The organism is Streptomyces sp. NBC_01498, assembly GCF_036327775.1.
Lineage (GTDB): Bacteria > Actinomycetota > Actinomycetes > Streptomycetales > Streptomycetaceae > Streptomyces.
The window spans coordinates 2,442,179-2,457,372 of record NZ_CP109598.1; the positions used below are offsets into that span (position 1 = coordinate 2,442,179).

Here is a 15,194-nt window from a genome sequence, read left to right on the forward strand (position 1 = left end):
AAGGGAGTCATCGGGCGCTCCCTCCGGGGTGGGCCCGCTCCGGGCCGGCGCCCGGGGACGGGACGGACCGGCGCCCGCCGCGTCCGGGCGCGCCTCCGGAGGCCCCGGCGGCAGGCCGCCCGCCGCGTCCGGGCAGATAGACCAGCGTCTCCGTCCCCACGAACCGCAGCAGGAACGTCGCCAGCATCGCCGCCGCCGTCGCCGGTACGGGCTCCATCCCGAACCGGCCGACCAGCAGCGCGATCAGCGGTATCCGCAGCAGCAGATCGGCGTTGGCGAGCAGCGCGAAGCGCCCGACCCGGTCGGCCCAGTGGCGGTGGGCCCGGCGGCTGCGGAACAGCAGCAGTTCGATGAGGACGAAGTTCCACGCCACCCCGAACTGGTTGGCGACGATCTCGGCCGGCAGATAGTGCATCCCGGCCCCGGTGAGCCCCCACAGCGCGAGCAGGTTCGGGGCGAAGCCGGTCAGCCCGATCAGTCCGAAGGCCGCCATGCGGGCGAGGGGCGACGCCGTACGGAGTTCCACGAGGTGCCGCAGGAACCGTGCGCCTTCCCTGGCGGTCGACTTGGACTCGCCCGCGTACCGGTCGCGGAAGACGAACGGCACCTCCGCGATCTCCCGCGGCCGGCACCGTACGGCCAGTTCCAGCAGGATCTTGTAGCCCAGCGGGCGCAGCGCGTCGGCCGTGACCGCGCTGCGCCGGATCGCGAAGAAGCCGCTCATCGGGTCGCTGATGCCGCGCAGCCGGCGCGGGAAGAGGCCCTTGGTGAGCCAGGTCGCGGCGCGGGAGACGGCGACACGGTAGCCGCCCGCGAGTCCGGCCCGGCTGCCGCCGGGGACGTACCGGCTGGCGACGACGAGGTCGGCGGTCGTCCGCTCGCCCGCCGCGACCAACTCCGGTATCAGGGACGGCGGATGCTGGAGGTCGGCGTCCATGACGACGATCCACTCGGACCCGGCGGTGCGCAGTCCTTCGACGACCGCGCCGCCGAGGCCGCCGACCGGTTCGTCCCGGTGGAGGACGGCGACGGGGAACGGGCAGTCCTGGGCGGCCTCGGCGACGGCCTCGGGGGTGCCGTCCGTCGAGTCGTCCACGAACAGCACCTCGCAGGGCAGCCTGGCCGGTACGGACTCGGTGAGCTGGCGCAGCAACTCCCGTACGTTCGCCGCCTCGTTGAAGGTGGGGATGATGACGGTCACCGCGCCGGGCTCGGCCACGGCGGTGGACTCGATCTCGGCGTCGGTCAGTTCACCGGTTCTCCGGGGAGGGACAGGAAGTGCGCTCATCGTTCGCCTCCGGCGGTGGGGGTGGGGTCCGTGACCCGTCGGATCTCGATCCGGTCCTGGCCGTTCCCGAAGACGGCCACGGGGGTGGAGTGGTTGAGCGCGTCGCGTACCCGCGGCAGGTCGGGGGCGTCGCGCCGAACGGTCGGTGACGCCACGACGTAGTCGATGTCCCGGACCCCGCCGGGCAGGGTCCTGCTGACGGCCGGGTCGAGGTCTGCCTTGTAGAACCAGATGGCGCCGAGACCCGGCCGGTAGCCGGCGTGGACCAGGTCCAGCCACAGGGCGTCGTCCACGAGGACACGGGTGCGGGCCGGGTCGGGCACCTCGGTGGCCAGCCAGGAGGCCGCCGCCCGGTAGGGGGCGTTGGCGTCGGTGGTCAGGGCGGTGCGGTTGCCGTCGTACCAGCGGGGCGCGACGTACGCGGCACAGGCCCCGGCGAGGACGACGGCGGTCGTCCACCGGACACCGGTCAGTGCCCGGTTCTCGTGCGGGCGGCGGCCTCTGCGGAGCAGCGCGTGCGCGGCGGAGGCCGCGATCCCGGCCGACATCAGGGCCAGGAACGGCAGCCCCTGGATGACGTACATCGCCGGGAGATAGCCGGAGGGGCGCAGCGCGACCGCCGTGAGGATGGCGACGGCGAGCGCGGGCCCGGCGAGCGCCCGCGCGGTGACGGACCACCGGTACGTCAGGAGCAGCAGGAGCGCGCCGGCCAGTCCGCCGAGCAGCAGCACCCGGTCGTAGTAGAGCCATGAGCGCAGCACACCGTGGGAGCCGGAGCCGGGGTCGAGGAGGAAGCCGGAGCCGGGCCGGGTCATCTGGTACACGACGCCGTCCCACAGCGACACATGGCCGCCGCCGGGCAGCAACTCGCCCTTGAGCAGGGCGAAGAGAGGATACGAGAGCCCGACGAGCACGCAGGCGGTGACGGCTCCGGTGACCGCGAACTTACGGGTGTCGGCGTGCCCGTGGCGCCACATGGTGACGAGGACGGCGGGCAGGACGACGAGCATCGTCTCCTTGGTGAGCACCCCGACGGCGGCGGCGAGGCCGGCGGCGAAGTGGTGCCACAGATGCCGGTTGGGCGAGGCCGCGAGGCAGAAGGCGAGGAGCATCCACATCACGGCGATGTTGTCGAGGAAGATCTCGCGTTGCAGCACGACGGAGAGCGGCGAGAGCCCGAAGATCGCCATCGCGAGACCGGCGGCCCAGCGGGGCAGCGACAGGCGGCGGGCGAGTACGTAGAGCAGTACCGCGCAGGCGGCGCTGACCAGCAGCATCGCGAAGCGCATGGTGCCGACGGTCATGGATTCGGGGACGAGGAGCGACGGGAGCCAGGTGAGCGCGGCCAGTTGGAGCCAGCCGACCGGCGGGTGGTCGTACCAGTACGTGTAGTGGGCGAGCCCTTCGCCCTGCTGGACGGCCCATGCCTGGGCGAGATAGGTGCCCTCGTCGTCGCTGAGGGTGGGGTAGTGCTGGATGTTCCAGCCCTGGACGGCCATGATCACCAGGAGCAGGACGGCGCAGAGGGCCAGGTCGGGGCGGGAGGAACGGAAGCGGAAGCCGGGGCGGGGTATCGGTGACCGGCGTGCGGGCGACGGCCGTCGGAGGTCCGTGGGCGGTGGGGCATGGCGGCCCCGTGCGGGCTCGGGGCCGGGGTCCGGCGCGGGGGCGTGGCCCGGCGCGGTGCGGCCCGGGGCAGGGCTGATCGTCACGGGGGCGATGTCGGTGGTCCGGCCGCCGGCCGGTTCCGTCGCCTCCGCGGGGAGGGTGGAGGTCACGCGGGGCGGTCCTCTCGGGTCAGATGCGCGCCGACGTGTGCGGTCAGCTCCCAGTCGCGGCGGCCACGTTGCTCGCGCCACACGGCGCGGACGGCGGCGCCGGCCAGCAGCACCTGGTAGAAGGGGCCGCCGGCGACGAGCTTGAGGTAGTGCGAGAAGCGGACCCTGAGTCCGTACTGCCGCCCGAAGTCGTGCAGCCCGACGAGCTCGAACACGAAGGTGACCAGGGCGGTCACGGCGGGCAGGAAGGTGATGAACGCGATCCCGACGGGCACGTCGAGGAAGAGCGCGATCGCCACGTTGAGCGGGATGACCACGCCGGTGACGGCCTGGAAGTAGGGCGTCATGAGGGTGTAGCGGGCGAGCAACCGCTGCCCGGGGGTGGCCAGTTGGCGCCAGTCGTTCTTCCGGTAGACCTGGAGGAAGCCCTGGTTCCAGCGGGTGCGCTGCTTGAGGAGCGACATCAGCGAGTCGGGGGTCTCCTCGCGGGTGACCATGTCGGAGTCGTAGGCGACGACGACCTTCTTGCCGACGCTGGAGAGCCGTACGCCCAGGTCGCAGTCCTCCGCGAGACAGTCCGGGTCCCAGCCGCCCGCCTCGCGCAGGACGTCGGTCCGGACGAAGACGGTGTTGCCGCCCAGCGGGATGAAGCCTTTCTGCGCGTGCAGGTGCAGCCGGCTGCGGAACCAGAAGAAGTACTCCAGACAGTTGCGCAGGCTGTACCAGCTGGAGTGGAAGTTGATGAGCTGGACGCCGCCCTGGACGACGTCGGCGCCGGTGCTGCGGAAGGCGTGGTCGACGTGGGTGAGCAGTTCGGGGTGGACCTGGTCCTCGGCGTCGAAGACCCCGACCACCTCGCCCGTGCAGTGGGGCAGTGCGGTGTTCAGCGCCTTCGGCTTGTTCTTGGCCGGATGGGTGTCCACGACGACCCGGACGCGGGACGGATCGCGGGCGGCGGCCCGTTCGGCGACCTCGGCGGTCTCCGGGTCGTCGTGCCCGACGATGACGATGATCTCGAAACGGGAGTGGCTGGATCTGAGCAGCCGCTCGACGGTGTGCTCCAGGACCGCCTGTTCATGACGGGCGGGCAGGAGCAGCGAGAACGAGCGTGCGGGTCCCCCGTCCGGCCGGTCGAATCGTGTCGCCGCCAGTGTCTCCGGCGTACGCCACGCGTGCATCTGCCACCACAGCGTGAACGCCGCCATCCAGAACAGCGCCAGCGAAACGGCGGCGATGAATACGGACGTGACCACATGGCCCCCCTTGGCCAAGGGTGAACGGCGGCAAGGCCCCCCTGGCCGCCGGTTCCCCCCGGTATCACCCTGTACGCATGCCCCCCATGCGTACTTGTTGCCTGTCCTACGTGATGAAGATAAGAGGGAAGTGTGACGACAGAGGGTCCAAATCGATGAACTCCCCGATTATGTCCGACATCGCATGCTTCACAGCGGCCCCGAAGTGTGCCCGAGGCAGAGCCTATTGCTACACGCGTACGGCCAACTGGGTTTTCAGCACGTCGACTTCGGTGGTGGGAGCGGAGCAGACGAACCCCCGGCACACATAGGCCGTGGCCCGCCCGCCGACCGCCGGCCGGTCCGCGAGGAGGGGGAACTCCGCCGCCCCGGCTTCGCCGGCCTCACCTGTTCCGCCGACCGCGACGACCGCGCCGGGCGCCGTGCCCAGCAGCGCCGTACGGTGCAGCGCGGCGGTCGCCGTGTCGCCGCGCGCCCCCACGACGGCGACCTCGCGGGGCCCGTCGAGCAGCGCCTCGGCGACGGCGAGCCCCCACCCGACGAAGCGCGGCGCGCGCGGCCCGAGCGCCCTGACGACGCCGAGAGCGCCCTCGGCGGCCGTGCGGTGGGCGGTGGAACCGGTGTGGGCGGCGTACGAGAGCAGCGCCCCGGCGGCCGAGGTCCAGCCGGACGGGGTGGCGTTGTCCGTCGGGTCCTGGGGCCTGCGGATCAGCGGCTCGGCGTCGTCAGCCGTGTCGTACAGCGCCCCGCCCTCACCGGTGAACCGCTCCATGACGGTGCCGAGCAGCAGCCCCGCAAGGTCGAGCCAGACGCCCTCGCCGGTCACCGAGGCCAGCGTCAGGAAGCCCTCGGCGACATCGCCGTAGTCCTCCAGTACGCCGGCGTTCGCGCCGGCGCGGCCGTCCCTGGACGTCCGGGCCGGCCGGCCGGTCTCGTCCAGGTGCACGCGCACGAGCAGATCGGCCGCTTCGGTCGCACGTTCGATCAAATCCGGCCGTTCGAAGTACGCGCCGGTCTCGGCGAGCGCGGCGATCGCGAGCCCGTTCCAGGCGGCGACGACCTTGTCGTCCCGCTCCGGGCGCGGCCGGGTGTCGCGCGCCGCGAGGAGCCGCCGCCGTACGGACTCCGCCCGCTCGGCGTCCATGTCGCCCGCGCCCTCAGGGAGTTGGAGCACGGAGGCGCCTTCCTCGAAGGTGCCCGCCTCGGTGACGCCGTACAGCCGCGCGGCGAACTCGGCGTCCTCGGCGCCGAGTACGTCCCTGAGCTGCCCGGGTGTCCAGACGTAGTACGCGCCTTCGGCGTGCTCCCCGGCGCCGTCGTCGCTGTCCGCGTCCAGCGCGGAGGCGAACCCGCCCTCGGCGGTGCGCAGTTCACGCACCATGAAGTCGGCGGTCTCCAGGGCGACCCGCCGGGCCAGGCCGGACCCGGTGACCCGCCACAGATGCGCGTAGGTGCGGCACAGCAGGGCGTTGTCGTAGAGCATCTTCTCGAAGTGCGGCACGATCCATCCGCGGTCCACCGAGTAGCGGGCGAACCCGCCGCCCAGCTGGTCGTAGATCCCGCCGCGCGCCATCGCCTCGCAGGTGCCCTCCGCCATCCGGAGCGCGTCCTCGGCGCCCGTACGCGCGTGATGGCGCAGCAGGAACTCCACGACCATGCTCGCCGGGAACTTGGGCGCCCCGCCGAAACCGCCGTGCTCCTCGTCGTACTCCCCGCTCAACGCCCTTACGGCCGCGTCGAGTTCGGCCGCCCCGGGCGGCTCCTGCCCCCCGTGCGCGAGCGACCGCCCGGCCAGCTCCCCCACGATCCGCCCGGCCACCTCCCCGACCTCGTCCCGCCGCTCGGTCCACGCGCTCCGGACCCCTTCGAGGACCTGCCGGAAGGACGGCATGCCGTGCCGGGGCTCGGGCGGGAAGTACGTACCGAAGTAGAACGGCTCCCCGTCCCCGGTGAGAAACACGGTCATCGGCCACCCGCCCTGCCCGGTCGCCGCCTGCACGGCCTCCATGTACACGGCGTCGACGTCGGGCCGCTCCTCGCGGTCGACCTTGACACTGACGAAGTGCTCGTTCAGGTACGCGGCGGTCACGTCGTCCTCGAAGGACTCCCGGGCCATCACATGACACCAGTGACACGCGCTGTACCCGACACTCAGCAGGACGGGCACATCCCGCCGCCCGGCCTCCTCGAAAGCGTCCGCCCCCCAGGGCCACCAGTCGACCGGATTGTCGGCGTGCTGGAGCAGATACGGCGAGGTCACACCAGCGAGCCGGTTCATACGATCCAGCCTCTCACAGGGCCCGGAGCTGTCGACGGGCCCCGCGCGGGCGGACTCCTGCCGACGGGCTTCCGGACCGGGCGCGGTGGCATCGCGGGACAGCAGGCTGAGCCGAGCAGCACCGGACCTGTCGAGGCTCCTCGAAGGAGGTACGTGATGACCGCCGAGATGGTGGCGCCCGCGTGGATGCATACGCAGATCAGCGCGGAGCAGTACGACTCCTGGTCCGAGGAGCAGTGTGCCGGGATCGAGATCGTGGACGGGATGGTCGTTGTGAGCCCAAGCGCGTCCAAGCGGCACAACCGGCCGGCCCGGATCCTGCCAATGCCCTGGACGCCGCCGCGGGCCCGGACTGGAACGCCGACACGGACTTCGACGTGCGCCTGCAGGACCTTCCCCTCACCAACCGCCGTCCGGACGTGGTCGTCTACCGCGCGGAGACCATCGACCTCACGCCCACCCGCCCCGAACACGTACTCCTGGTGGTCGAGGTCGTGTCACCCGGCTCGGAGACCACCGACCGGATCGTGAAGGTGGACCAGTACGCCAAGGCCGACATCCCCTTCTACTGGCGGGTCGAACACGCCGCCACCGGTGTCCCCCTCATCTACACCTACGTCCTCGACCCCGCCACCAAGGCGTACCGGGACGGCGAGATGTTCACCGGCGTGATCAAGGCCGCCGTGCCCTTCTCCGTCACGGTAGACCTGGGAACCGTCTGACAGCGGGGAACCATCCAGTAGGCGGGCACCTGTCCGCGCGCCGCCGTCAGGTACGCGGGGCCGTCCTCGTCCGGAGGATTTCGACCAGGGACGCGTCGCGCCACCGCTCCAGCAGGTGGTGGAAGGCGACGGCCCCGTGCGGGTAGGCGGAGGGGCCGTTCGGGCGGCCCTGGCCTTCGCGGTTGTAGTAGCCGGGGGTGCACTCGGCGTGGAACCGCTCGTGGTCGGGGGCGTCCTCGGCCAGGACGGCGAGCCAGGCGTCCTCGGATTCGCGGGACGGTTCGATCAGGGCGTCCTTGGCCTCGGCGGCGGCGACGAGGGCGGCGGCGTGGACGGCCTGCTCGTCCAGCACATGGGTGAAGTTGACGCTACTGGCGTTGTGCAGAGAGCCCATCCGGATCAGGTTCGGGAAGCCGTTGCTGGTGAAGCCGTGGAGCGTGCGGGGTCCCCGCCGCGCCCAGGCGTGCAGCAGTTGGGCGCCGCCCCGGCCGTGGACGGGGAGCCTGCCTGAGAGGATGCCGGAGGTCCCGACGTCGAATCCCGTGGCGAAGATCAGGCAGTCCAGTTCGTACGCGGTTCCGCCGACCACGACGCCGCGTTCGGTGACACGCTCGATGCCGTGGGTGTCCGCCGTGTCGACCAGGGTCACGTTGTCACGGTTGAACGCCGGGTAGTACAGGTCGGAGAAGGTGGGGCGTTTGCAGGCGTAGCGGTACCAGGGCTTGAGCTTCTCGGCCGTCTCCGGGTCGGTGACGGTTCCCTCGACGCGGGCGCGCAGCTCGTTCATCTTGGCGGCGTCGGCCAGCTCGTACGCGGCTTCGAAGGCCGTCCGGTCGCCCCGGCGCCGGAAGCTCGGCAGGAGCTTCTCCAGCAGGCCCGCCGACGCGGTCCACCGGTCCGCCACCAGATCCCGGTCCTCCGGTTCGCCGGAGACGATGCGGAGGTAGTTCTCGCGCCGGCTCCGGGCCCAGCCCTCGCGGTCGGCGCCGACTTCCCGGGCGGTGGTGCGGCGGTTGGCCCGTACGTCCACGGTGGAGGGGGTGCGCTGGAAGACGTACAGGTGCGCGGCGTCCTCGGCCAGCATCGGAATGACCTGGATGCCGGTGGCCCCGGTGCCGACGACGCCCACCCGCTTGTCCGCGAGGCCGGTCATGCCGCCCTCAGGGGTGCCGCCGGTGTAGGAGTAGTCCCACCGCGAGGTGTGGAAGGTGTGGCCCTTGAAGTCCTCGATGCCGGGAATCCCGGGGAGCTTCGGGTCGGTGAGCGTGCCGGTGGCGGCGATGACGTAGGTGGCCCGGAAGGCGTCACCGCGGTCGGTCTCCACGATCCATGTCTCGGATGCCTCGTCCCAGGTGAGAGCGGTGACCCCGGTCGAGAACAGCGCGTCGGCGTAGAGGTCGAACGCGTCCGCGATCCGCATCGCGTGGCGGCGGATCTCCTCACCGGGGGCGTACTTCCACTCCGGTACGTAGCCGGTCTCGTCGAGCAGCGGCAGGTACACGTGCGACTCGATGTCGCAGTGGACGCCCGGGTACCGGTTCCAGTACCAGGTGCCCCCGACGTCGCCGCCCTTCTCGACGATCCGTACGCGCTCCACCCCCTGCTGCCGCAGCCGCGCCCCGGCGAGGATGCCGCCGAAGCCGCCGCCGATCACGGCGACGTCGACGGTGTCCCGGAGCGCGTCGCGCCCGGTCGGTCCCGCCACGTACGGGTCGGCGGCGTAGTAGCCGAACTCGGCTTCCGCGGAACGGTATTGGGCGGCGCCGTCGGGACGGACGCGCCGCTCGCGTTCGAGGCGGTAGCGCTGCCTCAGTGCGGCGACCTCGTGGGGAGCCGGCGCGTGAGGGGTCGTCATGTGGGGCCCTCGATCCTGGACGGTGGGACCGCCCCGGGTGGGCGGCGTCCGCTACGGTAACAACGACCGGACAGTGGTGTCCGGTTGGTGTTCGGCGGGTACGGCGACATCCGGCCAGGGCGCGTCCGCGCCTCCGGCGCGCCACGTACCCCCTGGTCAAGAGAGCCCCCGGTGGACAGGAAGAGTGATCCCCCCATGCAGCGACTTTCGGCCCGATCTTTTGCCGCGCTCGCCACGATCGGCACACTGATGCTGACCGGATGCGGTAAGGAGAGCGGCGATCCCGCGCGGGAGACGGCTTCCGCGACCGCCGACCGGACCATCCGCGCGCAGAAGTTCATGCACCTGACCGAGGTGCACGAGGAGACCGGGATGACCTTGCTGGAGGGTCCCGTGTTCGCCGGGGACGGCGGCCTGCTGGTCGTCGACGTCACCGCGCCCGAGGGCAGGCCCAAGGTCATGCGCGTCGACGTCAGGACAAGGACGTCCCGGTCGGTCCACACCGACGGCCGGGGAACGTACACCTCGGCGCAGTTCAGCCCGTACGACGGACGGCTCTACCTCAGCGACTTCGTCCACGGCGAGATCGTGAGCCTGGCCCCCGGCGGTGGCGACAAACGGACGTTCTTCTCCGGCGAGGTCGACGGCGCGCGGATGAACCCCGACGACATCGCCTTCGACCCGGAGGGCAACCTGTACGTCAGCGACTCACGCGGCATGTCCGAGGGCGAGCCGCTCGGACGGGTGGTGCGGATCAGCCGTGACGGCGCGAAGGCCACCGTGCCGGCCGGGGAGCTGGCCGCACCGAACGGAATCTCGTTCGACGTGGACCACCGCGGACTGTGGTTCAGCGAACTGACCGAGAACCGGATCTCCTACCTGCTCCTCGACAAGGAGGGCGAGGTGACCTCCCGGCACACCGCCATCCGCGTCGACGGAGGAATCGCCCAGACCGACTCGATCGCCGTGGACGCGGACGGCAACCTCTACCAGGGCCTGCACGGGCGGGCCGCGATGGCCGTGTACGACAAGCACGGTGAGCGGCTGGCGACGGTCGAACTGCCCGCCCGGACCAAGGGGTTGGAGTCGGCGACGAACGTGGCCATCACACCCGGCGGGACCAGGGCGTACATGACGGTGAGCGGTCCCGCCGGGGGTTACCTGTACGCCTTCGACGCACTGGCGGAAGGCATCCGGCAGTCCAACGGCGGCTGACCACAGGGGCCTTCGGCGGTCGGCCGCCGTACGGCCGCACCTCGTCTCCGCTCAACCGCCGCCGTACGGCCGCACGGTTCCCACCTCGACGCCGAGCAACCGCCAGGCGGCGAGCGCCTGGTGTTCCCGTTTCTCGCGGGTGGGGCCGGTGACGGCCACGGAGACCATGGCGATCGCGAGCCCGAAGTCGTTCGCGGCGCTCAGCCGGTGCCCCTCGGGCAGGTGCTTTCGCAGGGCACGCTCGACGCGCTCGGACAGGGCCGAGGCGTGCGCGCGAATGTCGAAGCGGCTGCCCGCGCGGTCGGCGTGCAGAAGCCCGATGAACGCCGCCGACTCCACGAGATGCCATGTCAGCACACCGAGAACGCCGGCGAAGGTCGCGTCCTCGTCCTCGGCGGCCTGCTCGATCTGCCGTACGTTCTCCTCCAGAACGGCGGCCACCGCGGCGGTCCGGTCCGGGAAGTGCCGGTACAGAACGCCCTGCCCGACCCCGGCCCGGCGCGCGATCGCGGACAGCGGAGCCTCCAGACCGTGCTCCGCGAATACCTCGCGGGCGGCGGAGACCAGAGCGGCGTGGTTGCGGGCGGCAGCCTTCGGCCCGTCGTTCGCGGGCCGCCGCCCGCCCTGCCCGGTCTGCCCGGTCTGCTCCGTCACCCCGGCAGGGTACCGACCGGGGTGCGGCGAGTGCGGGGCGCGTGCGGGGCCGGTCAGATCGCCTCGACGGTATCGACGGCATCAAGAGCCTCGATGGCCTCGAAGATATCGGCGTCCGTCTCCTGCTGCCAGGCCGGAAGGTCGGACCAGTCGGCGACATACCCGGGCTTGGGCACCTCGATGTGCTTGTGGATCTGCGCGATCCAGCAGGTGGCGACGAACCGGCCCTTCTGCTCGCGGGTGAGGTTCGCCGTGTTGCCGTCGCTGATCCTGACGAACTCCCGCACCTGAGCACAGACGGCCGCTGCCGCCTGCCGCTCCCACTTCGGGGTGTCGTCCCAGGGGGTGATGTACCCGGGCTTGGGCTCCCCGGGGAAGTGCGTCTTCACGCCCGTGATCCACGCCTCACGGAAGACGCGGCCTTGTTCTTCGGTCACGGTGGTTCCCCTCTTTGCCGGTTGATCAGTGAACGGTTGTCAGCGCCGAGATTTGGTCGCTCAGATCCACGACGCGCTTGTCGGAACGCATCGGAGACAGTTGCCGCTGGAGACCGTCCAGCTTGCGCACCATGTAGCCCGACTGCGTCTGTGAGGCGAGTTTCAGCGCCCTGGACGCGTAGCTGAGAAGTTGGTCGACGTCCCGCCTCTGGGCGCCGAGGGCTGCGAGGTCGGTGAGTACTCCGCTCCGACGGCGGGGGGATAGCGACTGGCCCAGGGCATTGGCCAGGGCTCGTTCCGCCAGATCGGGTCGCCCGAGCACCACATAGCACGTGCCTCTCTCTTCAGCGAGCCGCGAGCCGTCGAAGCGTAGCCAACCCCCGTTCTGAACGACGCCGTTGAGGGCGTGGACTTCCTCGGCGCGGTCCAGCGCGCGCTGGCAGGCGTCCAACTCGCCGAGTCCGGCGTACGCTTCGGCCTGCACCGCCGCCACCCAGTACCGAGTGGACAGTTGGCTGTCGCCCCGTTGAGCAAGCCGTGCCGCCGCTGTCAGCAGTGGCATCGCGTCCCTGAACCGACGTTCGTAGATACTCACGAACGCGTGCCGGACAAGCGCGCACGCCCACAGATCCGGGCTCCTCGCCTCGCGGCTGGCACCGCCCGCGAGGGTGTAACACTGCGCGGCGTCCGTGTACTTGTTGGCGTCGAAGAAGACTTCCCCCGCCAACTGGAAAAGGTCACCGGCAGCCAAGCAGAGTTGTCGATGCTCTCGGTCACTTCGAGCGTGTGTGAGGCTCCCCGTGACGCTGTTCAGCTGATCTCGAACGAGCGGAAGGGCGGCCTTCTTGGACGTCGCGCACGAGAAGAGCTGCCACAGGGACGAGTTGATCGCGGCGTACGCAGCGAGCTCTTCAGTGGCGGGTACGTCGCCGGGGTGGTCCTCGGCAACAGCGTTGCTCTCGACCGGAAGCGTCAGAAACGTCCCGGTGACGGTCAGCACCCGCAGGAAATCACGCCGAATCATCGCGTCGAGATCACCGGTACCTAAGTAGTCGTCGGATGCCGCGTAACTCACCGCAGTCCCATGAGGGTCCTGCTTGGTCGGCCCCTCGGTGCACTCCGGGTTCTCCGGAGTCAACAAGGTGTCGAGCTCGGCCAGTGTCACTCGGAGCAGCGCGGACAGCTTCGGGCGGATGTAGTCGCGGGGAACGATCTCTCCTCGCTCCCAGCGTCCGATGGTCGATGTGGCAACGCCGAGGGTCAGGGCGAACTCTTCCTGACTGTAGCCGAGCGCCTTTCGGCGCCGCTTCAGCTCGTGACGTGGACCCATGCCTGCCCCTTGGCTCTGTTCGGAGACAACTTCCCAGGTCAGAGCGACCATTGCTCTGAGTATGCCTGATGAATGCACTGCGTTCGCTCTGGTCCGGATTAACGGCAGCAGATTGCCTGGAGACACGTGCAACAAGGACGGCAGATGAGGAAGTCCACATGAACCAAAGGGCGGTACAACGAACCGCACCGGCCCGTCGGCCGAGGACGGCGGCCTGATGGACACCCACCAGGATGACGCCGTCGTGTCGCGGTGGTGCCGGCACCCGCGGTGCGTCGGGCTCGCGCGGGAGGAGTTGCGGAAGGCCCTGGCGCGGTGGGGGCTCTCGCGGGTGGAGGACGCCGCCGTGCTCGTGCTGTCCGAGCTGCTGACCAACGCCGGACGGCATGCCCGGGTGTCGCCGGGGCGGGAGATCGAGACCCGCTATGCGCGGACGGCCGGCCGGCTGCGGATCGAGGTGCACGACGCGTCGGCGGAGCGGCCGGAGAAGCGGCAGCCCGGGGCCGGGGAGTGCGGGGGCCGGGGCCTCGTGCTCGTGGAGGCGCTGGCGGACCGGTGGGGTGTCGAGGACCGGCACGGACCCGGCAAGGCCGTCTGGGCGGAGCTCGCCCTGTCACCCGTCGCACGTCCGCGTCCGCGTCTCGACGAGTGACCCACGCCCGCGGCGGCACCGCACGCGCGGGCCTCGCAGGGTGTGCCCTCGCCCCCGTGTGCGAGGGAGCACCCTGCGACTGTCCTACGTCAGGCGGGAAGGCCGGTCAGCAGCCGCCGCAGTTGTGGTAGGTCACGTCCCAGTGGTTGACCTCGTTGTAGTACACGTTGCCCGAGCCCGACTGCCACTTGCTGCCGCCGATGGAGGTGAACGTGCCGGTGATGTAGTTGGTCAGGCAGCTCGACATGGCGAAGTCGAGCTTGTAGCCGTTCCAGTGGCTGTAGGTGCCCGACGCGTGGCCGGTCTCCGTGCCGCCGGTGACCGTCATGGCGCAGCCGGTGGCGCGCTTGAGGGTGATGGCGCCCTGGATGGTGGCGGAGTTGACCTGGTCGAGGGAGGTACAGGTCGGGTTGTTGCGGTTCGAGCAGCCGCCGCTGGAGCGGATGCCGATGCCGGCGCTGCTGAGCTGGGAGGCGGCGGTGGCGTGGCTGAGCTTGGCGAGCGCGCCGGCCGGGGCCTTGGTGTCGGCGGGGGCGGCCTGGGCGGCGGCGGGGAAGGAGAAGAACGCCAGGGCGACGGCGGAGGTGCCGATCGCGGCGCTGCGGATGAACTTGTTCACAGCAATTTTCCTCTGCGGTGGGGGACGGGGAGGTCAACTACGCGCGTAGCATGGCCAGTTGCACCGAACCGCGCACAAGCCCCAACCCACCCTCGATGAGCATGGGTTGCGCCTTGTGTCGGGCGGCACCGCCGGTCACGGAGACAAGATTGCACATCTACGCGCGATGCGTAAGACGATGTCCGTCACCCCTGTGCAAAGTTGTGAGAACTCTTGCAGACAGCTGGTGAACCCCCGCGGAAAGCGGGGCTGTTCGGCTGTCCCATGACGGGGCGTCATCCGTACGGCGTACGGCCGTACGGCTTCAGCCATACCGTCCGTCCACACCGTCGCGGTCCCGGCACGGCAGCCGTGCGGCGGCGTCGGCCCGCTCAGGCCGCGAGCAGCACGCCCATCGCCTGGCCGTCGCGACGGCCGGCGTTCCGGTGCGGACGGCCACGGTGCGCCGGGGCCGAGGCCCGGGTGCCGAGGCGGGAGGTGAGCGAGACCGTCACCGTGACGGGCGCGGTCGACGTGAGGTCGGTGTGCAGGGCGCCCAGCAGGTCCACGAGGTGCAGGCCGAGCGCGCGGCAGACGGCCGCGAGCACCTCGGACGAGGGTTCCTTGCGCCCGCGCTCGATCTCGGAGAGGTACGGCAGCGAGACCTGGGCCCGGTCGGCGACGTCCCGCAGTGTCCGGCCCTGTCGCAGCCGGGCGCGGCGCAGCGCGGCTCCCACGAGGTCGCGCAGCAGCGGCTCGTCGGATGCGCCGGGCGGGCCGGGCCTGCCGGACCCGTACGAGCGGCCGGACCCGTACGGCCTGTCCGATCCGTCGGGTCCGGTGACCCGGCCCGCGCCACCCGAGTCGCCGCGTCCGAAGCCACGGTCCACGGCACGCACCTCGCGCCCCTCCTCGCCCGGCCCCGGTACCGCCCGTGGCAAGGCCCGTGGCACGGCCCTCGGGACTCCCTCACCCATGGTTGCCTCCCGCAGCCGCACACCGGTACCGTCCGCCCCGCCGTCCGAGCGTAGGTGCCGGCCGCCCGCCCGGCCGGGGTTTCCGCCGGGGGCGTAAACCCCCCGGGGCCGGGTCACCACCTTCGCGGACCGCCTCGCGCTCCCGCGTTCCGCGCAG

12 protein-coding genes and 1 pseudogene are annotated in these 15,194 nt (G+C 71.1%); 3 read left to right on the top strand and 10 right to left on the bottom strand.

Translation table 11 applies throughout. From position 1 onward, the window contains the following. Positions 1-7: 7 nt before the first annotated feature. The 4 genes from OG875_RS10100 to OG875_RS10115 all read right to left on the bottom strand — a co-directional run bounded on the left by OG875_RS10100 (position 8) and on the right by OG875_RS10115 (position 6,597). Positions 8-1,288: a glycosyltransferase family 2 protein gene (locus OG875_RS10100; protein WP_330173889.1), complete on the bottom strand. Its 1,281-nt coding sequence runs from the start codon at positions 1,286-1,288 to the stop codon at positions 8-10. Beyond that, on the bottom strand, positions 1,285-2,862 hold the full coding sequence (locus tag OG875_RS10105) for an ArnT family glycosyltransferase (RefSeq protein WP_443079253.1): 1,578 nt from the start codon (positions 2,860-2,862) through the stop codon (positions 1,285-1,287). Before OG875_RS10105 ends, OG875_RS10100 begins: the two co-directional genes overlap by 4 nt. Before the next feature lie 200 nt (positions 2,863-3,062). Continuing rightward, on the bottom strand, positions 3,063-4,319 hold the full coding sequence (locus OG875_RS10110) for a glycosyltransferase (protein WP_330173891.1): 1,257 nt from the start codon (positions 4,317-4,319) through the stop codon (positions 3,063-3,065). Positions 4,320-4,548: 229 nt separating this feature from the next. Continuing rightward, positions 4,549-6,597 carry a thioredoxin domain-containing protein gene (locus OG875_RS10115; RefSeq protein ID WP_330173892.1) on the bottom strand — a complete coding sequence of 683 codons (2,049 nt, stop codon included), beginning with the start codon at positions 6,595-6,597 and terminating at the stop codon, positions 4,549-4,551. A 156-nt stretch (positions 6,598-6,753) separates the two neighbouring features. Here OG875_RS10115 and OG875_RS10120 point away from each other — a divergent pair. Beyond that, positions 6,754-7,319, top strand: a pseudogene (locus OG875_RS10120) (Uma2 family endonuclease). Between the two features lie 46 nt (positions 7,320-7,365). Here the strand turns inward: OG875_RS10120 and OG875_RS10125 are convergent. Then, entirely contained in the window at positions 7,366-9,174 is a 1,809-nt protein-coding gene (locus tag OG875_RS10125; RefSeq protein WP_330173893.1) for a flavin-containing monooxygenase, read from the bottom strand. Positions 9,175-9,369: 195 nt separating this feature from the next. On the opposite strand from OG875_RS10125, the gene OG875_RS10130 reads away from it, so the two are divergent. Further along, on the top strand, positions 9,370-10,389 hold the full coding sequence (locus OG875_RS10130; protein WP_330173894.1) for an SMP-30/gluconolactonase/LRE family protein: 1,020 nt from the start codon (positions 9,370-9,372) through the stop codon (positions 10,387-10,389). A 51-nt stretch (positions 10,390-10,440) separates the two neighbouring features. Here the strand turns inward: OG875_RS10130 and OG875_RS10135 are convergent, their stop codons facing one another. Genes OG875_RS10135 through OG875_RS10145 form a run of 3 tightly spaced genes read right to left on the bottom strand, consistent with a single transcriptional unit; the run spans position 10,441 to position 12,861 of the window. Continuing rightward, positions 10,441-11,043: a TetR/AcrR family transcriptional regulator gene (locus OG875_RS10135; protein WP_330173895.1), complete on the bottom strand. Its 603-nt coding sequence runs from the start codon at positions 11,041-11,043 to the stop codon at positions 10,441-10,443. Between the two features lie 53 nt (positions 11,044-11,096). Continuing rightward, positions 11,097-11,480 (bottom strand): hypothetical protein, encoded by a 384-nt coding sequence (locus OG875_RS10140; RefSeq protein ID WP_330173896.1) that lies wholly within the window; start codon positions 11,478-11,480, stop codon positions 11,097-11,099. 25 nt (positions 11,481-11,505) lie between these two features. After that, the gene (locus OG875_RS10145) at positions 11,506-12,861 is read right to left on the bottom strand and encodes a helix-turn-helix transcriptional regulator (RefSeq protein ID WP_330173897.1); all 1,356 of its coding nucleotides are present in this window, start codon (positions 12,859-12,861) and stop codon (positions 11,506-11,508) included. Positions 12,862-13,027: 166 nt separating this feature from the next. Between OG875_RS10145 and OG875_RS10150 the strand changes: the two genes are divergently transcribed. After that, positions 13,028-13,462, top strand: coding sequence for an ATP-binding protein (locus tag OG875_RS10150; protein WP_330173898.1), 435 nt, complete (start codon positions 13,028-13,030; stop codon positions 13,460-13,462). 106 nt (positions 13,463-13,568) lie between these two features. On the opposite strand, the gene OG875_RS10155 is transcribed toward OG875_RS10150, so the two are convergent. Together OG875_RS10155 and OG875_RS10160 are read right to left on the bottom strand one after the other, a co-directional pair. Further along, positions 13,569-14,087 (bottom strand): hypothetical protein, encoded by a 519-nt coding sequence (locus tag OG875_RS10155; RefSeq protein ID WP_443079254.1) that lies wholly within the window; start codon positions 14,085-14,087, stop codon positions 13,569-13,571. Between the two features lie 365 nt (positions 14,088-14,452). Continuing rightward, on the bottom strand, positions 14,453-14,950 hold the full coding sequence (locus OG875_RS10160) for a helix-turn-helix domain-containing protein (protein ID WP_330173899.1): 498 nt from the start codon (positions 14,948-14,950) through the stop codon (positions 14,453-14,455). Positions 14,951-15,194 lie beyond the last annotated feature (244 nt).